This window comes from Flagellimonas algicida (genome assembly GCF_049629585.1).
Lineage (GTDB): Bacteria > Bacteroidota > Bacteroidia > Flavobacteriales > Flavobacteriaceae > Flagellimonas.
Map to the genome: position 1 here is coordinate 22533 of NZ_JBMYIX010000003.1, position 21949 is coordinate 44481.

Below are 21949 nucleotides of genomic sequence, written 5' to 3' on the forward strand. Positions count from 1 at the left end.
GATCATCATAGTTTGTAAAACTTTTGAGCGGTTAATCCCATGACCTGCTTTCGAGATTCCCTCGGATATTTGGTCAGATATTGGGTCAAAATACAATTTACCTGCTTGTATTCGGCCGAAAGCAGACAAACAGGCCAATCCGAACCAAACATGAGCCTCTCAGCGCCAAAGGACTGGAACACCACATCCAAATAGGGGATGAAATCACTTTTGGACCATTTGCCCCATTTGGCCTCGGTGACCATGCCGGAAGCCTTGCAATATACATGGTCTTGTTGGCCAAGTTGGTTCATGTAGTGTTCCCAACAGGGTTCTATTTTGCCATTTATTTTGGGTTTGGCAATATGGTCTACCACAAAAGGTTGGTTGGGAAATAATTTTACGAGTTCCAAGGCAGAGGATAAATGTTTTGGGAATATGAGGATGTCATACGTAAGCCCATATTTTTCCAAAAGGGAAATGCCTCTTAGGAATTCTGGACGAAGCATAAAATACTCATCTGGTTCATCTTGGACAATGTGTCGCAAGCCTTTCAACAAAGGATTTTTTGAATATTCCTGTAATTTTTCCTCGATATCTTCGGCACAGAGATCCAGCCAACCTACCACTCCCTTGATGAAGGGATGTTCCTCGGCGCATTTCAACAGGAAATCGGTTTCCGCTTCGGATTGATCGGCCTGTACGGCAACACAACCATCCAATTCATGGTTTTGGAGCAAAGGTTCCAAATCCTCGGGCAAAAAGTCCTTTTTAAGGACTCCCATGGTGGAATCTATCCAAGCATGACTGCTAGGGTTATATCTCCAAAAATGTTGATGGCTGTCAATTTTCATCCGCTCCGATCTTATAGTGTTTTCATTTCCTTGGTTTGTGGATATGTGTCTGGATCAAGTTGTAAAGTGTCGCCCATTTTTTGTTGGAGTTTTACCAAGTCGGTAAATAATGTCTTCACTTTTTCTTGTTGGTCTGGATGTTCCGACACATCCAACAGCTCATTGGGGTCATTGGTAAGGTCGTACAAGCGAAGCTTTGCGGCCCGTGGGTAAACAATGAGTTTCCAACCGTCTTTTCGAATCATACGCTGTGATCCTTTTTCATAACACCCATATACCTCTGCCAACCCTTCGGTATCTTGATTGATTTGGGGTAACAAACTGCTGAACTCAACATAATCGGGTTTTTCAACTCCGGCCAATTGCAAGGTTGTGGCCATAATGTCCTGCAGGTATACGTCGTTTTCCACCTTTTTCCCTTTGGGAATATCAGGACCCACGACCATTAAGGGTACCCGTACACTGTGGTCGTACATGTTCTGTTTTCCCAGTAGGCCGTGTTCACCCACAGAAAGCCCGTGGTCGGCGGTGAAAAAGATGTAGGTGTTTTTGTCGAGCCCTTTCTCTTTCAGTTTGGAAAGGATCATGGCAATTTGGTCATCCAGATGGGTGGTGATGGCGTAATATTCCTGACGGTTCTTTTTAATGGCATACTCGGTACGTGGAAAAGGGGCCAGTTTTTCATCCCGTAGGTTTGGACCTGCTCCCATGGCTTCTGCATAGGGGTATTTGGGTAAAAACGATTTGGGAAGGGCAATATCCTCAACATCATAACTTTCCACGTATTCCCGGGGCGATTGTCGTGGGTCATGCGGAGCATTAAAGGCAATGTACATGAAAAAAGGTTCATCGGCATTGGCCGCCGTGTCAATAAAACCAAGGGCATCGTCCCGAACCAGTTCGGACCAATGCTTTCCGCCTTGCCAGTATCCTCCTCTATCCGTATCCCATGGTTGCCAAAGGGTGTCGTTTACACTTAGCGGTCTATTGTAACCTTCCGGGGTATCAAAGGGCATGCCCCGGAGCGAACGTGCCACGTGGTCGAAAATACTATCGGCAGGGGCAGAGATATGCCACTTGCCCGTCATATAGGTTTCATAGCCCACCGTTTTCAGCAACTGGGGCCAAGTCTTATCGAAATCCTTGTTTTGGGAAAAGGATTTGGAAACCTCTTGGGCGCGCCAAACCGACCGTCCACTGATGATCATTGCCCTTGAGGCCACACAAATGGCACCGTTCCAACCGCCCATATTATAGGCATGGGTAAAGGTGGTGCCTTCCGCCACCAATTGGTCCATGGCCGGGGTGCGGACCTCCGAATTGCCAAGGGCATGAAGGTCGCGATAACTTTGATCGTCCGTAAACAGAAAAATGATGTTGGGCTTTTGCACAGAAATATCCACTTGGTCTTTAGGAGTGTCTTTACATCCCAAAAAGACTAAAGTGCTGATTAAAAGTGTGTATGTTGGTTTGGGCCACTTCATTTTTTCATGTTTACTGTTGAAATAATTATTGTCCGTAAGCTTTCGCCGTTTGCGTTGAACTTCCCAGTCCATCAATGCCCAATTCCACTACGTCACCCGGTTTCAAGTAAGTAGGGGGCTTTAAGCCCAGTCCCACTCCAAATGGAGTTCCTGTGGAAATCACATCACCGGGCAGCAGGGTCATAAATTGACTGATGTAACTGATCTGTGTTGGAATGTCAAAAATGAAATCCGAAGTGCTGCTGTCCTGCATCATCTTCCCATTCAACTTGAGCCACAGGCGGAGTGCATGAGGGTCTTTGATTTCATCGGGAGTGGCAATAAAGGGACCAAGAGGAGCAAAGGTGTCACAGCTTTTTCCTTTTACCCACTGACCTTCACGTTCCAACTGAAATGCGCGTTCGCTGTAATCGTTGTGCAATACATAACCCGCCACGTGGTCCAAGGCCTGTTCTTTGGAAACATAGGATGCTTTTTTGCCGATGACAATGGCAAGTTCCACTTCCCAGTCGGTCTTTTCACTGTTCTTGGGGATGACCAAATCATCGTTGGGTCCCACAATGGCCGAGGTGGCCTTGAAGAACAATACAGGTTCCTTGGGTACGGCCATGCCGCCTTCGGCAGCATGTTTGGCATAATTGAGTCCTACACAAACCATTTTGGACGGTCTGCACAATGGAGCACCCAAACGGGTTTCCTTGGAAACCTCTGGGCAATTGGAACCATTTTTTTCCAGCCAATCTGCTAATCTGGACAGCCCATCACCCCCAAAAAACTCCTCATTATAATCTTGGCCAAAAGCGGAAACATCCAACCATTTGCCATCTTCGGTCTGTATACCGGGTTTCTCTTTTCCTTCTTCACCAAATCGTATCAGTTTCATAGATAAGTGTTCTTTATTTGTGTTTTATTTTAACTTGATTGTAAAGGCAACGGTTCCCTTTAGGCTGGTTTTGGCCGAAGATGGAATGGTAAATACGGTATTGTCCCCATTTTTCTGCCATTTCACCCTGCCATTGGCCCCCAAAATCGTTGCTTTTCGGATTTTTTCCATAGGTAGGTCTTTAAACACCACGGTGTCCGGGAGCACTTCCTCATTTTCGTCCATTAGATAGATGAGGTACAGACTTCCATCCGGTTTGGAGGTTAAGCATACCTTTTCAAACTTGTATGGAGCAATGGCCTCGGTGCCATAGATGGCCTCGTTGTTGACATCCATCCAATCCCCGATACCTTGGAGTAGGTCATAGGCGCCTTGGTCCCATTCGCCTTCTGGACTTGGGGCAATGTTCAACAATAGGTTCCCCCCTTTGGCCACAATGTCCACTAAAGTGTGAACCGCTTTGTTTGTGGTCATGTATTTCGCATTGAAGGCATAGGACCATCCGCCCCCAGCGATGATGCAGGATTCCCATGGATAAGGCAATGCTTTTTCCGGAACCCTATTTTCGGGAGTGAGGTAGTTTTGGTTTTTTCCATGAACGGCCCTGTCCACCACAATGAGGCCGGGTTGTTTTTCCCGGGCTTTTTCCACCAATTCGTCCATTCGGATGTCCTGGTTTACGATACGGTGTTTCAGATAGCCATTGTCATTGTTCACCAACTGTTGGTCGTACCAACTGTTGATTTGGGATTTTGGGGTCTTGGCCACCCATCCGCCATCGAGCCATAAAATGTCCACTTTCCCATAATCCGTGAGCAATTCCAAAATTTGGTTGTGGGTGAAATCAATAAATTGATTCCATTTTTCAGGATTGGCTTCAGGTTCATAGTTCACGTTTCGGTCCCTTGGCGGATAATAGGGGTCCCAATAGCTGGGGTGGTGCCAATCCGGTTTTGAAAAATAAGCCCCGGCCCAGAGTCCTTCACCACGGAACGCATTAAAAATTTCCTTGGTGATATTCGCCTTGGGGTGGGTACTGAATGGGGTTTTGGAATCGGTGACTTTATAATCCGTGTATTTTGAATCGAACATGCTGAAACCATCGTGGTGCTTCGTGGTGAACACTACATATTTCATCCCGGCATTCTTGGCGGCATTGGCCCACTTTTCTGGGTTGAACTTTACAGGATTGAAGGTGGTCTGAAGCCCTTCGTATTCTTTCTTGTAGGCAAAGTAATTATCTGGATTGTCACCTTTTTTTCGTTCGCACCAGCCATATTCTTCAGGGCAGATGGACCAGGATTCCACAATGCCCCATTGGCTGTAGGGTCCCCAGTGCATCAGCAATCCGAATTTCAAATCTTGCCATTCGTCCAGTTTTTTTAGGACCAAGGGGTCGGTCTCAGGTACGTAACGCTCATCTTCATAAACGGCTTGTGCGGAAAGTTCTCCGATCATCATCAAGAGACAAAGGGTAGCTATAGTTTTTAGTTGGGTCATGTTGTTGTGTATTATGCGTTCAATTTGATAAACCCACCATCAATGGGAAAATCCGTGCCCGTAATGAACGAGGCTTCATCAGAACATAGATAAAGGGCAAGATTGGCCACTTCCTCTGGTTTTCCCATACGGCCAATGGGTTGGGTCTTGGACAATTTTTCAAACATTTCCTTTTCATTTCCCGGATAGTTTTTGGCCAAGAAACCATCCACAAAAGGTGTATGCACCCGAGCTGGGGATATGCAGTTGCATCGGATGCCATTTTCCACATAATCCTTGGCTACGGAATAGGTCATGGTCAGTACGGCCCCCTTGGTCATGGAATAGGCAAACCTATCGGGAATACCCACCGATGAAGCGATTGAGGCCATGTTCAGGATAACCCCGGAACCCTGTTCCTTCATTTTGCCAATAACAGCATGGATGCAGTTGTAGACCCCTTTGATGTTCACTTGGTACAGCCGGTCCATATCAGCTTCCGAAGTGCCCTCTATATTCCCCACATGGGCTATTCCGGCATTGTTGACCAAAATATCCACTTTGGGAATTTCGTTGATGACTTGCTTTACCTGTTGGTGATTGGAAACATCGCATTGGTGGAAATGGGCAATGCCTCCCAAATCCTGTATTTCTTGGGCGGTTTTCCCTCCTTCTTCACTATTGTATTCCAAAAGGTGCACCGTGGCCCCATTTTCGGCAAACTTTAAGGAAATGGCCTTTCCAATACCACTGGCACCACCGGTGATCAAAGCTATTTTTCCTTTTAAATTGAATGCGCTCATCTGTAAATTGATTTTAGTTTGAAGCCGAACTGTTCGCGTCGGTAAATTGTACTATCTGTTCCCAAGGCTTCCCATTCAAGGGCATTTCGTTGGATTGGGTGTTGCCTGGCGTGCTTCGTCCATTGGCGATCAAGGATATAATCTCCGCTTTTAGTTCTTTCACAACCTCAGGATACTTTCCCTGAAGGTTTTCTTGTTCTGATATATCCGTGGTCAGGTCATATAATTGATACGCCGGAAGGCCTTTCTCTTCCTCAGAATTTGGTTTGGGAGAACTCCATCCCCCAGAACCCGGGGCAAAAATCAATTTCCATTTTCCTTTTCGTAGGGCAAAACTCCCGTTTATGGAATGATGGACGATTGAAGTACGTTCGTAGTTGGATGAAGGGGAATCCATTAATAAGGGAAGCATGGAAAAACTGTCCTCGCCTTCATTTTCCTGAAGTTGAGCCCCGGTGATTTCTGCAGCAGTGGCAAAGAAATCCGTAGTACAGATGGTCTGGTCCGAAGAGCTGCCGGGCTGCACTTTTTTAGGCCATTTCACGATAAAGGGAACCCGATGGCCTCCTTCATAAATATCCGCTTTATGACCCCGGAACACATAACTGGGGTCATGTCCTTTTTCGGCCAAAACCGCAAAATCCGCTTGGGGGGAACACCCATTGTCGCTGGTAAAGATGACCATAGTTTCCTCTTCTATCCCGGTTTCCTTTAAAACTTCGGCCAGTTGCCCCATATAATCATCGATCATCATCATAAAATCCGCGTAGGGATTTATGTCGCTCTTTCCCTGCCATTCCTCAGTGGGAAGGATGGGCGTATGTGGTGAAGGCAAGGCCAGATATAAAAAGAAAGGTTCCTCTTTGTTGGCCCTTTCCTTGATGTGCGCGAAAGACTTTCTGAAAAAGTTGGGGGTCACATCTTCATGGATAAAATCCTTGGAGGTAGGGCCCTTTCGCCACCACGTGTACTTTCCGGTATCTTCCGTGACGGAATCCGGAACCATGGTGGCCTTTCCATTTTCAACATAGACATAGGGAGCCATGTCCAAAGAGCCCGAATGGCCATAGGCATAATCAAAACCAAGGCTATTGGGACCGTTGGTAATCGGTTTTGAAAAATCGATGTTGCTGAAATCTTCGTAGTTCCATCCTTCTCCAAGGGTACTATCGGTCGATTTGAGTGCCCAGTCCCAACCCAAGTGCCATTTTCCAATAAAAGCGGTATGGTAGCCCTGCTTTTTGAGCAAGGAAGCCACGGTGGTCCTCTCTTTTGGGATGAGTGCTTTTGAAGCCCCGGTGAGCACACCGCTTTTCAATGGGCTTCGCCAGTTGTAACGACCGGTGAGAATTCCATAACGGGTTGGCGTACATACCGCTGACGAAGTGTGGGCATCGGTGAACCTTATTCCCTCTGCGGCCAGTTGATCTATGGCCGGGGTCTTTATTTTCCCGTGGGGATTAAAGGCCCCAATGTCCCCGTAGCCCAAATCATCCGCCAATACATAAATGATATTGGGATGTGCCTGAACTTTACTGCTCTCCTGTACGGTCTTTTTGCAACCCAGGATGGGCAACGCCAATAGCAGCAGTGTGATTATATGTTTGCCATACGTGATCATCTGAGGGTTATTTCCAAGATAGTATCTATGGGGTCTTGACGGCCTTCCGGAATTTTCAACAAAAGGCCATAATCGTTGAGTTCATGGGTCACTTTTTGCTGGGTACCGTAATAGGTTATTTGCTTGATTCGCTGGTTGAATCCTTCAATAAAGACCACGTCCTTGTTCTGCAACAGGTGCACGTAGATTGTTTTGCCTTTTTGGGTAGTGGCATATTCATCGGTTGGGCCCGAAGGGCCCGCTTTGGTCCCATAAATGGTCTCTCCATTTTTACGCAACCAGTCTCCCATTTGTTTTAGGGATTCCTTGTGTTCGTCCTGAATTTTTCCATTGGGCATTGGGCCAACGTTCAACAATAGGTTGCTACCATAGCCAGCGGCCTTTACAATGTACTGTACCAACTCTTTTTCAGATTTGTGTTTTCTGTCCTGAAGGTTAAAACCCCATGATCCATTGATGGTCTCACAAACTTCAAAGGGCAGTTGGCCTATATCGGATTCCGAGGTGCCAAAGCCTGTGGTATTTCTCCCGGGCAGGTCTTTTTCGAACATCTGGAAATCCTCCCCTTCAATAGGGGCAATATGGTGGTTGTTCCCAATCAAGCATTGGGGCTGAAGGTCATGGATCAATTTGTAGATCTCATCATAGTGCCAATCTACCTTCAATTTTCCAAATTTCTTGCCGTCCCATTCTTTTTGGTCCCAATGACCATCAAACCAAATTCCGGCGATATCCCCATAATTGGTCAAAAGCTCGGTGAGCTGGGCCTTCATAAATTCAATATAGTCTTTCCATTCCCCTTCACCTCTTCCAGGGATGCCTGTGCCTGTTCTTCCCCTTGGATAGTAATCATCACGGTTCCAATCCAATAGGGAGTAATAGAAAAATAGCTTGATGTCCTCTTTTCTACAGGCATCGGCCAATTGCTTCAATACATCTTTTCCGTAGGGAGTACTGTCCACAATATTGTAATCGCTAGCCTTGGTATCGAACATGGAAAACCCATCGTGGTGCCTACTGGTGATGGTGATGTACTTCATCCCGGCATCCTTTACCATTTTTACCCATTCCTCGGCATCAAAATCTATGGGATTGAAAAATGCGGGCAATTTCTCATAAGCGTCAACGGGGATGTTCTGGTTGTTCATGACCCATTCGCCGTCTCCTAGAATGCTATAGACCCCCCAGTGTACGAATAATCCAAATTTGGCGTCTTGGAACCATTGCCTGGCCTCAAGGTTCTCGGGGGAGGGTTGATAGTTTTTTTGGCCTTGGCCTTGGACCAATAGGTTGCAAAAAAGAATTAGGGCAGTACAGATTTTTGTTAGATGTTTCATATCGTTGAGGTTTGAAGGGTGTTCCACACTTTTCCACTAGGGAAGGCATGGTCTTCCAAAGATTGTTCTTTCATCTGGATGCTATACCCAGGCATGCTGGGGGGCATATAAGCGCCATTTTTAATGACCACAGGGTCCAGAAAATGTTCGTGGAGGTGGTCCACATATTCGATTACCCGGCCTTCCATACTGCCGCTAATGCAGATGTAGTCTATCATGGAGAGGTGCTGTACGTACTCGCATAGCCCCACTCCGCCGGCATGGGGGCATACGGGAATATTGAATTTGGCGGCCATGAGCAATATGGCCAAGTTTTCATTGACACCACCAACCCTGCAGCTGTCTATCTGACAAATCTCAAAAGACCCAGCTTGCATAAATTGTTTAAAAATGACCCGATTTTGACAGTGCTCTCCGGTAGCCACTTTGATGGGGGCTACGGCTTGGGCTATTTTGGCATGTCCCAATATGTCGTCAGGGCTTGTAGGCTCCTCAATCCAATATGGGTTGAATTTTTTGAGTTGGGCCATATTATCGATGGCTTCCTGTACATCCCATTTTTGGTTGGCATCCATCATCAGTTTAAGGTCATTGCCAATTTCTTCCCGGATGAGTGCGGCTCTACGCATATCGTCCTTTAGGTCGGAACCCACTTTCATTTTCATATGGGTAAAACCTTCTTCCTTGGCTTCACGACATAAGCGTCTCACTTTTTCATCGGAATAGCCCAACCAACCTGCTGAGGTGGTGTAGGCAGGGTAACCGTTGCTCAATAGGGCGTCAATGCGTTCTTTTTTGGTGGATTCTTGCTTTTTAAGGATCTCCAAGGCCTCTGCAGGCGTAATGGCATCGGTAATGTATGTGAAATCAACGCAGGAGAGCAGTTCTTCTGGGCTCATATCCGCTATGAGTTTCCAAAGTGGTTTTCCCTCGATTTTGGCATACAGGTCCCAAACGGCATTGACCAAGGCCCCGGTTGCCAAGTGTATGACTCCTTTTTCGGGCCCCAACCATCGCAATTGGCTGTCGCCTGTGACCATTTTCCAAAAAGCACCCATATTTGCCGTAAAACTTTCTAGGCTTTTGCCTACAACCAAATGGGACATGGCATTGATGGCAGCGGCGCAGATTTCATTGCCCCGGCCAATGGTAAAGGTAAGCCCATGGCCTTCCAGGTTCTGGGGATGATCTGTTTTTAAAATGACATAGGCCGCCGAATAATCGGGGTCAGGATTCATGGCATCCGAACCATCCAGTGATTTACTGGTAGGAAAGCGGATATCGCGCACTTCAAGGGCTGTAATTGTAGGCATAAAGATTAAACTAGTGTGAATCTTACCAAAATTAGAAGTGCTGGGGCTTATACGCTACCTCAAAAAGTACCGAATTCAGTACTTTTTTTGCCTTAATGCAAAATCATCCGGATTTTTTGTATGATTTGATGTAATCAGTAGGGGAAATGGCTTTTATGGCCTTGAACTGTCGATTAAAGTTGGAAATGTTATTGAACCCTGATTCATAAGCAGCTCCTGCAATGCTGTTCTCACTTTCAAGTAAAAGTTTACAGGCGTACCCAATGCGTATTTCGTTGAGATATCGCGTAAAAGGTTTTCTGTGTATTCGTTTAAAGAATCGGCTGAATGCTGATGGGTTCATCCCGACCAATTCGGCCACATTGTTTAGGTTCACATCACTCTTGAAATTGTCAAAAATGTATTCATATACTTTACGAAGTCTTTCATTTTCAATTTGTCCAAAGCTGTTCACGTATCCAATGCTGGACAATAATTCGTATTCTTTGTGTCTGGCCAATTGATTCAACAATTCAATCAGTGCTATGGCTTTGGAAAAGGGATCCAAGGAAAGCATGTTTTCAAAAGACTCGTAAATGACTGGCGGAATGGCATGGAACTTAATGCCTCTCAATGCGGTCCGAAGCATGAGTCCAATATGCGAAAATTCAGGGGACTTGAATAAGGGGTCACCTAAAAAATCCTCGGTGAAATGGATGGATATGGCTTCGGCGGCATCAGGGATGTCTTCCTCAAAATAAGACTCATCATTTAACCACATATGGGGTAGGTTCTTCCCTAAAAGCACTACTTCGCCCACTTGGAATTTTTGGATGCTGTCACCAATAAACCGGGTGCCTGTACTCTTCTTGATCATTACCAGTTCCAACTCAGCATGATAGTGCCAAATCTTTAAAAAATGGGGATATCGGTTGTGCGTGATGGTAAAGGAGGAGCCAGTATTGCTCCTACGGTTCAGCAAGTGAAGTTTCATGGGATATCAAATTCAATGCGCATAAATATACATATTAAATAAAAACAAACACATTTAGGTAAAAAAAGTACGTTTCGATGGCGTAGATAGGTAAGTAAACGGGATTGTGATGGATGGAATGGGAAATGGGGTTTTTGCAAAAGTGCATAAGCTGGTTTTAAAAGGTTTTATATACTTTTTTTATGCGTTAATCTATTTGAACCCGTCGTTGGTCTAAAAAATTAAAGATGCTTTGTGGAAAATTGGGAATATTATCAATATGCCATAAAAAAGTTGGTTTGGCTGTGAAAATTCAAGATTTTGATGTGCAATTATTGCCGTATTGAATTTTTACCCCTATTTTTCGTTCTTGGGGAGCCGATTCCTACATTTAATTCATAAAAAAGAAGTTTTGACGCAATGCAGATAATAGAAAATTCAACAGTCTATGATGCCATAATCGTGGGCTCTGGTGCAGGTGGAGGTATGGCCACAAAAGTATTGGCCGATGCCGGCCTGAAAGTGGCCGTTGTAGAGGCAGGTCCGTTTTTCGACCCCGCCGATCCAGAACAAAAAACCCAGCTACGATGGCCCTATGAGTCACCCAGACGGGGAGCTAGTACCGTACGGCCCTTTGGAGATTTTGACTCTGCTTATGGAGGTTGGGAAATAGAAGGTGAGCCTTATACCCACAAGGATGGCACCAAGTTCGATTGGTTCCGTTCACACATGTTGGGAGGGCGTACCAACCACTGGGGGCGTATCTCTTTGCGTTTTGGTCCGGACGATTTTAAACATAAAAGTATTGATGGTCACGGAGATGATTGGCCCATAAGCTACGATGACGTAAAGCCATACTACGATAAGGTGGACAAAATGATCGGGGTGTTTGGAACCAAGGAAAATATCCATAACAATCCAGATGGATTTTTCCTTCCCCCACCAAAACCAAGACTACACGAACTTTTCTATATCAAAGGAGCGAGAAAAACCGGTGTTCCGGTATATCCTTCGCGGATGTCCATGCTCACCAAACGGATCAACAATGACAGAGGGGTTTGTTTTTATTGTGGACAGTGTAGTCGGGCTTGTCAGGTATATGCTGATTTTTCAGCAGGGACCTGTTTAATTTTCCCGGCCCAAAAGAGTAGGGGGCAGGTGGACTTGTTCGTGAACTGTGTGGTGCGTGAAGTAACGGTTGATGATGAAGGTAAGGCCACGGGAGTTTCCTATATCAATAAAGAAGACAGAAAAGAATATAAGCTCAAGGGCAAAGTAGTGGTATTGGGTGCATCTGCCTGTAGTACCGCTAGGATTCTGATGAATTCCAAAAGTCCGCAACATCCCAATGGATTGGGGAACAGTAGTGATATTGTGGGTAAATATCTCCATGATTCCACGGGTGCGGACAGAATGGCCTTCGTTCCCGATTTGATGAACCGAAAGGTATCTTACAACGAAGATGGGGTAGGCGGAATGCACGTATACTCACCCTGGTGGGGCGATAACTCCAAATTGGATTTCCCACGGGGCTACCATATTGAAATATGGGGCGGTATGGGTATGCCTAGCTACGGTTTTGGGTTTAATGTCAACGAGTTCAATAAATTCTTCGGGACCAAGGTCGGTGGATACGGAGATGTGCTCCGTAGCGATGCCAAAAAATACTATGGTGCCTTGGTGGGCCTAAGTGGACGTGGTGAGTCCATCGCCTATAAGGACAACTATTGTGAAATAGACCCGAACACGGTCGATGAGTGGGGGATACCCGTATTGCGTTTCCATTATAAATGGTCCGAATATGAGCATAAGCAAGCCATTCACATGCACGATACCTTTGAGCAAATACTGACCAATCTGGGTGGGGAAGTGCTCGGAAGCAAGCCCGGAAAAGAGGCGGATTACGGTCTGCACACCCCGGGGCGTATCATCCACGAAGTGGGAACCACCCGTATGGGAGACGACCCAAGAACATCGGTAACCAATAAGTACCAACAACTGCACGATGCGGACAATGTTTTTGTAGTGGATGCAGGACCTTTTGTGTCCCAAGCCGACAAAAACTGTACATGGACAATTTTGGCACTCTCATGGAGGGCTTCAGAGTATATAGTGGATCAATTGAAAAAGCAAAACCTGTAGGTCATGGATAGAAGGAAAAGTTTAAAATCGATTGTATTGGGTTCCGTGGCCGGAGGTTTGGCCATTAATGGATGTAAGCCTGGAGCGGAAACCCCGGTTGAAGAGGTCGCTTTGGACCCCACTGCGGTAAAATGGCGCACCGATAGGGAAAATGAGCATGTGGCCGAGTTGGAAAGGGAGCGCTTTTTCAATGATCATGAAGCGGCCACCATGACCGTGCTTTGTGATTTGATCTTACCGGGAGGCGCAGAGTTCAAAAGTGCTTCCGATGCCGAAGTGGTACCCTTTATAGAGTTCATGGCCAAGGACATACCACAAATGCAGGTGGATCTTAGAGGTGGATTAATGTGGTTGGACCACAAGAGCAATACCGAATTTGGAACCGAGTTCAAATCAGCCACGGAAGAACAGCAAAAAAGTATTCTGGACGGGATTGCCTATTACGATCCAGATGTGCCTTCAAGTGAAAGACCCTTTGAGGTGAACTTCTTCTCTTTGGTGAGGAACCATACCATGACAGGATTCTATACTTCAAAAATTGGTATAGAGGAACTGGGTTACAAAGGAAACATGCCCAATGTATGGGACGGTGTTCCCCAAGATGTCCTTGATCAGCATGGGGTGTCCTACGAGCCCGAGTGGTTGGCCAAATGTGTGGACCAAAGCAAACGGAACATTGTGGCTGAATGGGATGAAGACGGTAATCTCATTAGCTGATTTTGTTTTCGAAAAATATTTCGTTGATCCTGTTCAGTACAGGAATGTATAAAATGATAAGGCCCGGTATGTGGACATTGATGTGTCTGTTCTGGGCCTTTGGTTTTTCCCAAGATTTTCCTGTTCCGAAAGTAAAGGTGCTTTCGGAAGAATTTATTTTTGAAGAAGCCCCTTTTGCCCAGTGCCATGCCTCCACTTTGATTGGGATGGATGACGGTTCGGTATTGGCGGCTTGGTTTGGAGGTACCCACGAAAGGCACCCTGATGTAGCCATTTACGCGAGCTCCAACAGTACCGGAAATTGGAGTGCCCCTACGTTAATTGCCGACGGGGTGGTCAACGATACCCTCAGATACCCTTGTTGGAACCCAGTACTGTTTAGAAATCATCAGGATGAGGTTGTAATGTTCTACAAGGTAGGACCTTCTCCTTCGACATGGTGGGGCATGTACTCCATCATGGATACCCAAAAAGAAGTTTGGTCTAAATCCCATCGATTGCCCGAAGGAATATTAGGGCCCATAAAGAATAAACCCATACAGGTTGGGAATGAGCTTGTCTTGAGTCCATCCAGTGTGGAAATTGAGGATGGCGCCATTTGGAAATCCCATGTGGAAATATCCGCTGATGGTGGAACTACTTGGACCAAGGCACATATCCCCTCAGAGGAAGGTGTTAAAACAATTCAACCTACATTGTTACGCCTCCCGAATGGAGACATAAAAGCGCTGTTGCGAAGTAATCAAGATGTGATTATGGAAAGTGTGAGCAGTGACTCTGGGTTGACCTGGTCCATGGCATCCAAAACTTCCGTTCCCAATCCTAATAGTGGCATAGATGCAGTTTCTTTGAAGGAGGGAGGATATTTGCTCGTGTACAATCCCGGGGTTAGTGGGGAGGATTGGTCCAATGGGCGCGAAAAATTAAATCTAGCCTATAGTGATGATGGAAATGAATGGGTCGATGTCCTGAAACTGGAAGACCACGATGAAGGGGAATACAGCTATCCTGCCATCATCCAAGATGCTCAAGGTATGATACATATATCCTATACCTACGATAGGTCAAAGATCAAATACGTAAAAGTGCAGATAGGGCTAAAGTAAACCTAATCTGTGGAATCCGATTTATTTCCCGGAGAGATGGACTGATCCAAAATACGGGCCTTAACATCTTCCAGATAACTCCTTCCAATGACATATCGCTTTCCTCCGATTTCCACACTATTCCCTTCCAAGGCTTCAATTTTGTCCAAGGATACGGTATAGGATCGGTGGATCCGTATGAACCTTTCGTTGGAAATCTCATCGGTAAAGGCGCTTAGGGTCTTATGTACCACATGGTTGCCATTGATGGTCACGATTTTGATATAATCCTTGAGGCTCTCCACCAGAATGATCTCATCCAGATGGATTTTCTTCATTTTTTTCTTGTCCACCTTTACAAAAACATGCTCTCGCAGGCCGTCCCATTTTTGATTTTTTTGGACATTGGCCACGGCTTTGTTCACCGCTTTGATAAATCGGGGAAGGGCTATGGGTTTTACCAAATAATCCAATACTTCCAGGTCAAAACCTTTGGCGGCATGCTCGGCATGGGCTGAAGTGATCACCACCATGGGCTTGCTGTCCAGACTGTCCAAAAAACTGAAACCGTCAATAACGGGCATGTTGATGTCCAAAAAAAGCAAATCGGGTTTGTGTTCCCTGATAAAGGGAAGGCTGTCAATGGCATTGTTAAAAGACTTGATTTCCTCCAATTCCTTGATTTGGGAAATGTAGTTCTGTATCACCTTTACAGCCAAAGGTTCATCATCTATTATTACGCATTTGAGCTTCATCTGAGCTTGAGCTTTAGGTTTACAATATATTCATCCAATTCTTCATGGATACCCAATCGATATTCATCATCGCCATATCGTAGTTTCAATCTTTTCTCCACATTGGAAAGTCCAATACCCCCTGTTTTCTTTTTGATCGGAACGGCAGGGTTTTTGGGTTTGGTGTTGCTGACTTTAAAGTGCAGAAACTTGTCCTCAATATTGATTTGGATACTTATCCGGACTTTTCCAATATTTTGATTGGCCCCATGCTTAAAGGCATTTTCAATGAATTGAACCAGTAACATGGGGGCAATTTTTTTTCCTTTTGGATTTCCAATGACTTCAAAATCAAGCTGTAAGTTTTGGGTGTAGCGTATTTTTTCCAAGTCCAAGTAGTTTTGTATGAACACAATTTCCTTGGCCAAGCTTTGGTCCTTGTCCTTGGTCTCATACAATACGTAGCGCATAAGGTCGGAGAGCTTGATTATGGTCTCCGGGGTTTTGTCGGATTTTTCCAGACTGAGGGAGTAAATATTGTTAAGGGTGTTGAAGAAGAAATGCGGAGATATCTGCGCCCGTAAAAACCGTAGCTCAGTTTCCAACTGTTCTTTTTCCAATTTGGCCACCCTCCCGGTCTCCCGCAACCAATCCATGGTCAGTTTAATGGAGGTCACAAATGAGATCACGTAAAGTTCCCCCAACATCATAACAACAGTGAAATTAAAGGTGAGGGTATGGGTTTCAGGCCCTTCGGGCCAAACATTATAACTTATTAAATAATAGGTGAGGAGAAACTTAAGATACACCATCAAAAAAATACTGGATACCAAGATGATGATGAAAGTGAAAATTTTCCGTTTGAATATGAATTTTGGGATTAAGTAGTAAATGGTAAAGTAGGTAAGTGTAATATGGATGGGGAATCCTAAAAGGTTCGATTTGAAGGAGTATAGGTAGTCATTGAAATAGCTGCCCCACCTCAAAAAATTGAAAGTAAAATAAATGGCCCAGAACACAACGTGGTGCCATGCTGTGATTTTATAATCCGCAACGGCATTCACCAAAAATTTATTCTTGAGCTGTTTTTGCAAATACATGGAACAAAAGGTTGCTTTATTTTAACATTTGGCTTCGGATAGCTGTCATTGGTCTAATAAAGAGCCTGAAATACAGATTAAATTAGGAATTTTTACAAATATCCCGATGCAACTTCGGCCAAGGCCTTCCTTTTTTGGCAAAGAAAGGAATTTATTTCCATTGTGGAATATTGGACCATGAAGGGGTGGGGATGATTAATGCGTAATACAAGGATAAGGATGTTAAAAATGAAAGGCATGGCCCAAAAGATATTGTTTGGTTTGTTGATGGGGGTGTGTATGGTCAGTTGGGGCCAAAATATCGGGGAACCTCGGTCCATGGTGGTTTATAAGACCAATGAGCCCATGCAAATAGATGGAATGGCCAAGGAGGAGGTTTGGGACAAGGCCCAGGTTTCAGAAAATTTTATAGATATAGAAGGTATAAAAACACCGACCTACCAGACCAATGTCCGGATGCTTTGGGATGAAAACTATCTATACTTCTATGCCGAACTCAAGGAGCCCCATGTCTGGGCAAACTTAAAGCAACGGGATACGGTCATCTTTTATAACAACGACTTTGAAATTTTTATAGACCCGGATGGGGATACCCATAATTATTACGAATTTGAAATGAATGCCTTGAACACGGTCTGGGACCTTTTGTTGACAAAACCGTATCGGGAGCCGGGAGCCATTGTGGACAGTTGGGAAATACTGGGTCTTAAAACCGGGGTCCATGTAGATGGTACCTTGAATGATCCATCTGATATTGATAAGGGATGGAGTGTGGAAGTGGCCATGCCTTGGGCTGTTTTGAAAGAAACCAGTGGCAGTAACAAGATTCCTGAAGGAGATTTTTGGAGGATCAATTTTTCTAGGGTCAATTGGGATTTTGACCTTATTGATGGGAAATATTACCGTAAGAAGGATGCCAACGGTAAATTTCTTAGGGAATACAATTGGGTCTGGTCTCCCCAAGGGGTCATTAATATGCATGAACCGGAGCATTGGGGTTATGCTTATTTTTCACCCAACGAAGCTGGGAACCCGGATACCTTCAAAATCCCAAAGGACGAACAGATTAGATGGCTGCTATATAAGTTCTACCGAGATCAAAAAAAATATTTTTCAAAAAATAAGAAATGGGCCCAGAAGCTAAGTGAGCTTTCAATAAAACCTGTATTGGCCGATGGTACCAAGGTAGAGGTTGATTTGGAAGTACACCGGGCCGGTTGGTCAATCCAAGCAAAGAGTCCGTTCACCGGAAAATTATACCTGATCAAGGAAGATGGGAAATACCATCCGTAAGCTCAATACCAAATGAGGGTACCTATTGTCAAAGTCTTAGTAATTGTTTTGTCCTTGTCGGCACTATCTTGCTTGGACAATATAGGTGCACCACCAAAGGCCGTGCACGGCGAGATGGGCAGTGGGCAATATTTTGAGTTTACCGCGGATACGCGCTATGTTCTTGACGAGGGACTTGGGGTTAGGGATACGTCCTCCCTTGTGCTGAAATCCTTATTTCAAAAAACAGTAGGTTGGGAATTAAAGGTGGAGGCGCACAGGCCACAGCAAAATTATATTTGGCTTAAAATAAACCCAAATTTGGAAGAAGGGGTGTATCTTCTGTCGGTCACGCCCAACTGTATTGTCGTGGAATCTTCATCCAGCGAAGGGCTTGTCCGTGCACAGGAAGATTTGATGCAACTGCTTTCACGTAGAGGGCAAGAAAAGGAGGGAATGGATTGGAGATTACCTGCCATGGAAATCAAGGAAGGTTATACCAAGATTTGAGGGAAACCCAAAGATGCTTTTTGGGATTAAAACCGGAGAGACGGTTCTGACCTTTGCGGTTGTTTTTTTATAGCTCCTTGATGTTGAGCTATCAAGCAAGGTCATTGGTCTAAAAATTTTCAGTAAAAAGTACTTTTATTACATCTTTAAAAAGTAATCAGTATGAATACTTTAGTTTTAGTTAATTGCCTAAACACTGGTCGGTGCAGTATTGTTCCGACCAGTTTTGTTTTGTGTAAAAGGGTTGGTGTTTCAAAATCTGAAAGATTGAATGTAATTAACTGAAAAAGAATATGTTTCAGAGTCTTTTCTTCCGTACAATCTTCTTGAAAAATTAAGGAAAACGTAATTTAAACCATGCTATTTTGTGGTTTTCCCGTTTTTAATATCGCCTATTTGTCATTTTAAGAAATAAAAATGCTCTTCGGCCTTTCTCCTCCGTTGTTGGTCGAAATTTTTTCAGGAATCTTCAAGTATTGGGGATTTTCACCTCTTATGTTAACTTTTAGTTAATGTAAATTCGACTTTAATCTAACAATCAAAACAAAAAAACTAACATGATTCAAAAACTAAAGTATGTATTTGTTTTTGCGGCATTGCTCTCTATGCAAGGGATTTTGGCGCAAACAATTACCGGAACGGTTTCTGACGAAGCGGGTGTTCCGCTTCCTGGAGTCAACATTGTTGAAAAAGGAACCAGTAATGGTGTGTCATCCGATTTTGATGGAAATTATAGCATCACCGTAGCTGATGGCAGTGCTACCTTGGTGTTTTCATCTTTGGGGATGAGAACCATCGAAGTTTCGATCAATGGAAGATCGACCATCAACCTAACGATGCAGGAAGACGCAGAGCAACTTGGGGAAGTTGTGGTTACTGCCCTTGGTATCAGCAGGGAGAAAAAATCACTGGGTTATGCGGTAACGGAAGTTCAGGGCGATGAGGTGTCTTTGGTAAAAGAGCCTAACGTGGTGAACTCTCTTGCCGGTAAAGTTGCCGGGGTCGTGGTTTCCAAGACCACTTCTGGTCCTGGTGGTGGTACCCGTGTGGTTATTCGGGGTAACAACTCCATTACCGGGAACAACCAGCCACTGTATGTTGTGGATGGTGTGCCAATTGACAACAGTGGTTTAAGTACTGCTGGGGCTGGTGAATACAGTGTGCCGGATTTGGGTACTGGTGTTTCGGATATCAACCCAGACGACATTGAGTCAATTTCCGTACTTAAAGGTCCCAATGCTGCCGCCTTGTACGGGGCAAGGGCGAGTAACGGTGTGGTGATCATTACCACCAAAAAAGGAAAATTGGATACCGGATTGGGTATTTCCCTTACATCCAGTGCCACTTTTGAAAGTCCATTTATCCTGCCTAAATTCCAAAATCAATATGGTCGTGGAACCGATGGTCTGTTTCCACAGGTGGATACAGGAGCTCCATTGGCCAACCAAGTGAACACGGTTAGAAGTAGCAGTTCATGGGGTCCTCGCTTTGATGGCAGCCAGCAATTGGCCTACAATGGGGAGATGAGGGCTTATGAGGCTCAGCCCAATAATGTGGAAGACTTCTTTGAGACCGGGACAAGCTTTATCAATACGGTTGCATTGAGCTCAGGAAATGAGAATACTTCGGTTCGTTTCTCGTACACCAATTCTGATTTGGAGTCTATTTTGCCAAATTCTGGAGTGGACAGGGACAACTTTAACTTGCGTGCCTTCACCAATTTGTCTGACAAGTTGAGCTTGGATGCAAGGGTGACTTACTTCTTGCAAACTGCCAATAACAGACCAACACAAGGTACAGAAGGGGTTATGGCCTACCTATGGCCTTTGGCAAGGAACGTTCGTACCAACGATCTTAAGATCTACCAAGATTTGGACAATCCCATTGATCCAAGTGATCCATATCGGGTAATCGCCCCTACATCATCCGGAGGTAACCCATACTGGATTCTACAGCATGATTCCAATCAGGATAGACGTTCCAGAATTACTGGTTTTGCCAAATTGCAATATGAATTTACCGATTGGTTGTCTGCTTTTGTAAGGGTAGGTACCGATGCGATCACGCAAGATACCGAGTCCGTTACCAGAACAGGACACCATTTCTTCCCTTCAGGAAGGGTAAATTACGGTAAGAACGATAGAACTGAGACCAACTATGATTTCTTGTTGATGTTCAACAAAGATTTGGGTGACAAGTTCAACCTTAATGCCAATGTTGGTGCAAATGCATTGCGCTTGTCTAACATTCGTTCAAGCGCAAGGGGAGAGAATATCAAAATCCCTGGAAGACCTTTCTTGGACAATACGGAGGAATTGTTCGCTAGCCAGAGTGCCCTTATCAAAAAGAGCATCAACTCTGCTTATGGAGCACTTTCCTTGGCGTATGACAACACCATTTATTTGGATGTTACCGGTAGAAACGACTGGTCTTCTGCCTTGGCGGCCGAAAACCGTTCTTATTTCTACAGCTCTGCCAGTTTGAGTGTGCTGTTGAACGAAGCTTTTGATTTGGGAAGCAAGGTGAACCTATTGAAGTTGAGAGGTAGTGTTGCCAATGTGGGTAACGACACCGATCCGCAGCAGTTGGTGAACCTGTTCAGGATTGCAGCCAACGGATTCTTGGACAATGTTACCGTGAGCAGGGAAAAAACCTTGTTTAGCGAGAGTCTTCGTCCTGAGGATGTTACATCCACGGAATTTGGATTGGAGTTCAGGGCTTTCAATAATAGATTCTTTTTAGATGCATCATATTATGACATCAGTTCTAAAGATTTGATCTTTGATGTGCCATTGGATCCAGGTACTGGATTTGATGATTTCAGAACCAATGTGGGGGAAATCAGCAACAAAGGTTTTGAGATACTTATTGGAGGAACACCCATTCAAACAGAAAATTTCTCTTGGGATGTTTCTGCCAATATTTCCCGTAACGAAAACAAGTTGATAAGCTTGATCGAAGGGCAAGATCTTTTCCAGTTCAGTAGCAGTAACTCAGGAGTGGTTTCCACGGTAGCTAGAGTAGGTGCTGGATATGGGGATATTGAGGCGACCACTTGGCAAAGAAATGATGCCGGACAGTTGATCGTTACCGCTGAAGGTAGACCTGTGGCTACTTCGGAAAGAGAGAAATTTGGGAACTACCAGCCCGACGCTGCGGGTGGTTTTACCAATACCTTCCGCTACAAAAACTTTACCCTGAACTCCTTGATCGATTTTAGGATCGGTGGTGAAGTATATTCGGCTACAGATGCTGGCTTGGATGCTGCCGGGGTTTCCGAAAGGTCTCTTCAGTATAGAGAAGGAGGGATTCTTGTGGATGGTGTCATAGATAACGGAGATGGTACCTATACTCCCAATACAACTACCATCAGTGCCCAAGATTACTGGGGTGCGGTTAGCAATATTGGTTCCGAGTATGTGTACGATCAAACCAATGTGAGATTGCGTGAGGTGAGCCTTACCTATAGCTTCCCTAAAAAGATATTGGAAAAGACCTTTATCAAAGGCGCTTCATTGAGTGCAGTGGGAAGAAACTTGTTGTTCATCTATAAGAACGTGGATAACTTTGATCCTGAGTCAAGCTACTCCACTTCCAACCTTGGTCAAGGGGTGTTGTTCTATGCACTACCTACAACAAGAAGCTTTGGACTTACATTAAATGTAAACTTTTAAAAAATTTGCT

Annotated in this window: 17 protein-coding genes; 6 read left to right on the forward strand and 11 right to left on the reverse strand. The window is 44.8% G+C overall.

Annotated features, from left to right (window positions below; genetic code table 11):
• Positions 1-5: 5 nt before the first annotated feature.
• From ACPD8L_RS13890 to ACPD8L_RS13930, 9 genes are all read right to left on the reverse strand, one after another.
• Entirely contained in the window at positions 6-833 is an 828-nt protein-coding gene (locus ACPD8L_RS13890) for an amidohydrolase family protein (protein ID WP_423943886.1), read from the reverse strand.
• A gap of 11 nt (positions 834-844) precedes the next feature.
• Positions 845-2317, reverse strand: a complete 1473-nt coding sequence (locus ACPD8L_RS13895) for a sulfatase family protein (protein WP_423943888.1) — start codon at positions 2315-2317, stop codon at positions 845-847.
• Positions 2318-2342: 25 nt separating this feature from the next.
• Positions 2343-3200, reverse strand: a complete 858-nt coding sequence (locus tag ACPD8L_RS13900) for a fumarylacetoacetate hydrolase family protein (protein WP_423943889.1) — start codon at positions 3198-3200, stop codon at positions 2343-2345.
• Between the two features lie 24 nt (positions 3201-3224).
• Positions 3225-4700: an alpha-L-fucosidase gene (locus tag ACPD8L_RS13905; protein ID WP_423943891.1), complete on the reverse strand. Its 1476-nt coding sequence runs from the start codon at positions 4698-4700 to the stop codon at positions 3225-3227.
• Between the two features lie 11 nt (positions 4701-4711).
• Positions 4712-5482: an SDR family NAD(P)-dependent oxidoreductase gene (locus ACPD8L_RS13910; protein WP_116217057.1), complete on the reverse strand. Its 771-nt coding sequence runs from the start codon at positions 5480-5482 to the stop codon at positions 4712-4714.
• A gap of 13 nt (positions 5483-5495) precedes the next feature.
• Positions 5496-7103, reverse strand: coding sequence for a sulfatase family protein (locus tag ACPD8L_RS13915; RefSeq protein ID WP_423943893.1), 1608 nt, complete (start codon positions 7101-7103; stop codon positions 5496-5498).
• Positions 7100-8440 carry an alpha-L-fucosidase gene (locus ACPD8L_RS13920; RefSeq protein WP_423943895.1) on the reverse strand — a complete coding sequence of 447 codons (1341 nt, stop codon included), beginning with the start codon at positions 8438-8440 and terminating at the stop codon, positions 7100-7102. The genes ACPD8L_RS13915 and ACPD8L_RS13920 overlap by 4 nt, the downstream gene beginning before the upstream one ends.
• Positions 8437-9753: an L-fuconate dehydratase gene (locus ACPD8L_RS13925; protein WP_423943897.1), complete on the reverse strand. Its 1317-nt coding sequence runs from the start codon at positions 9751-9753 to the stop codon at positions 8437-8439. Before ACPD8L_RS13925 ends, ACPD8L_RS13920 begins: the two co-directional genes overlap by 4 nt.
• Positions 9754-9856: 103 nt before the next feature.
• Entirely contained in the window at positions 9857-10726 is an 870-nt protein-coding gene (locus ACPD8L_RS13930; RefSeq protein ID WP_423943898.1) for an AraC family transcriptional regulator, read from the reverse strand.
• Positions 10727-11125: 399 nt separating this feature from the next.
• Here ACPD8L_RS13930 and ACPD8L_RS13935 point away from each other — a divergent pair, with 399 nt between their 5' ends.
• From ACPD8L_RS13935 to ACPD8L_RS13945, 3 genes are all read left to right on the forward strand, one after another.
• Positions 11126-12847 (forward strand): GMC family oxidoreductase, encoded by a 1722-nt coding sequence (locus tag ACPD8L_RS13935; RefSeq protein WP_116217061.1) that lies wholly within the window; start codon positions 11126-11128, stop codon positions 12845-12847.
• Positions 12848-12850: 3 nt separating this feature from the next.
• Positions 12851-13564 carry a gluconate 2-dehydrogenase subunit 3 family protein gene (locus ACPD8L_RS13940; RefSeq protein WP_116217062.1) on the forward strand — a complete coding sequence of 238 codons (714 nt, stop codon included), beginning with the start codon at positions 12851-12853 and terminating at the stop codon, positions 13562-13564.
• A gap of 68 nt (positions 13565-13632) precedes the next feature.
• Positions 13633-14670 (forward strand): sialidase family protein, encoded by a 1038-nt coding sequence (locus ACPD8L_RS13945; protein WP_421810679.1) that lies wholly within the window; start codon positions 13633-13635, stop codon positions 14668-14670.
• 2 nt (positions 14671-14672) lie between these two features.
• Here ACPD8L_RS13945 and ACPD8L_RS13950 read toward each other — a convergent pair whose 3' ends face one another.
• Both ACPD8L_RS13950 and ACPD8L_RS13955 read right to left on the reverse strand, forming a co-directional pair.
• Positions 14673-15404: a LytR/AlgR family response regulator transcription factor gene (locus ACPD8L_RS13950; RefSeq protein ID WP_293303350.1), complete on the reverse strand. Its 732-nt coding sequence runs from the start codon at positions 15402-15404 to the stop codon at positions 14673-14675.
• Positions 15401-16483 carry a sensor histidine kinase gene (locus ACPD8L_RS13955; protein WP_423943900.1) on the reverse strand — a complete coding sequence of 361 codons (1083 nt, stop codon included), beginning with the start codon at positions 16481-16483 and terminating at the stop codon, positions 15401-15403. The genes ACPD8L_RS13950 and ACPD8L_RS13955 overlap by 4 nt, the downstream gene beginning before the upstream one ends.
• Positions 16484-16720: 237 nt before the next feature.
• Between ACPD8L_RS13955 and ACPD8L_RS13960 the strand changes: the two genes are divergently transcribed.
• The 3 genes from ACPD8L_RS13960 to ACPD8L_RS13970 all read left to right on the forward strand — a co-directional run bounded on the left by ACPD8L_RS13960 (position 16721) and on the right by ACPD8L_RS13970 (position 21939).
• Complete coding sequence (locus ACPD8L_RS13960) at positions 16721-17776, forward strand: carbohydrate-binding family 9-like protein (RefSeq protein ID WP_423943902.1); 1056 nt, start codon at positions 16721-16723, stop codon at positions 17774-17776.
• A 54-nt stretch (positions 17777-17830) separates the two neighbouring features.
• Positions 17831-18265: a glycoside hydrolase family 20 zincin-like fold domain-containing protein gene (locus tag ACPD8L_RS13965; protein WP_423943903.1), complete on the forward strand. Its 435-nt coding sequence runs from the start codon at positions 17831-17833 to the stop codon at positions 18263-18265.
• A gap of 557 nt (positions 18266-18822) precedes the next feature.
• A complete protein-coding gene (locus tag ACPD8L_RS13970) occupies positions 18823-21939 on the forward strand; it encodes a SusC/RagA family TonB-linked outer membrane protein (RefSeq protein ID WP_116217066.1) in 3117 nt (1038 codons plus the stop codon).
• The last annotated feature ends 10 nt before the right edge of the window (positions 21940-21949 follow it).

What these genes read in the sequence shown, in the direction of transcription:
- ACPD8L_RS13890 (WP_423943886.1), bottom strand. Translation starts at nt 833, where the DNA reads ATGAAAATTGACAGCCATCAACATTTTTGGAGATATAACCCTAGCAGT.
- ACPD8L_RS13895 (WP_423943888.1), bottom strand. Translation starts at nt 2,317, where the DNA reads ATGAAGTGGCCCAAACCAACATACACACTTTTAATCAGCACTTTAGTC.
- ACPD8L_RS13900 (WP_423943889.1), bottom strand. Translation starts at nt 3,200, where the DNA reads ATGAAACTGATACGATTTGGTGAAGAAGGAAAAGAGAAACCCGGTATA.
- ACPD8L_RS13905 (WP_423943891.1), bottom strand. Translation starts at nt 4,700, where the DNA reads ATGACCCAACTAAAAACTATAGCTACCCTTTGTCTCTTGATGATGATC.
- ACPD8L_RS13910 (WP_116217057.1), bottom strand. Translation starts at nt 5,482, where the DNA reads ATGAGCGCATTCAATTTAAAAGGAAAAATAGCTTTGATCACCGGTGGT.
- ACPD8L_RS13915 (WP_423943893.1), bottom strand. Translation starts at nt 7,103, where the DNA reads ATGATCACGTATGGCAAACATATAATCACACTGCTGCTATTGGCGTTG.
- ACPD8L_RS13920 (WP_423943895.1), bottom strand. Translation starts at nt 8,440, where the DNA reads ATGAAACATCTAACAAAAATCTGTACTGCCCTAATTCTTTTTTGCAAC.
- ACPD8L_RS13925 (WP_423943897.1), bottom strand. Translation starts at nt 9,753, where the DNA reads ATGCCTACAATTACAGCCCTTGAAGTGCGCGATATCCGCTTTCCTACC.
- ACPD8L_RS13930 (WP_423943898.1), bottom strand. Translation starts at nt 10,726, where the DNA reads ATGAAACTTCACTTGCTGAACCGTAGGAGCAATACTGGCTCCTCCTTT.
- ACPD8L_RS13935 (WP_116217061.1), top strand. Translation starts at nt 11,126, where the DNA reads ATGCAGATAATAGAAAATTCAACAGTCTATGATGCCATAATCGTGGGC.
- ACPD8L_RS13940 (WP_116217062.1), top strand. Translation starts at nt 12,851, where the DNA reads ATGGATAGAAGGAAAAGTTTAAAATCGATTGTATTGGGTTCCGTGGCC.
- ACPD8L_RS13945 (WP_421810679.1), top strand. Translation starts at nt 13,633, where the DNA reads ATGTGGACATTGATGTGTCTGTTCTGGGCCTTTGGTTTTTCCCAAGAT.
- ACPD8L_RS13950 (WP_293303350.1), bottom strand. Translation starts at nt 15,404, where the DNA reads ATGAAGCTCAAATGCGTAATAATAGATGATGAACCTTTGGCTGTAAAG.
- ACPD8L_RS13955 (WP_423943900.1), bottom strand. Translation starts at nt 16,483, where the DNA reads ATGTATTTGCAAAAACAGCTCAAGAATAAATTTTTGGTGAATGCCGTT.
- ACPD8L_RS13960 (WP_423943902.1), top strand. Translation starts at nt 16,721, where the DNA reads ATGGCCCAAAAGATATTGTTTGGTTTGTTGATGGGGGTGTGTATGGTC.
- ACPD8L_RS13970 (WP_116217066.1), top strand. Translation starts at nt 18,823, where the DNA reads ATGATTCAAAAACTAAAGTATGTATTTGTTTTTGCGGCATTGCTCTCT.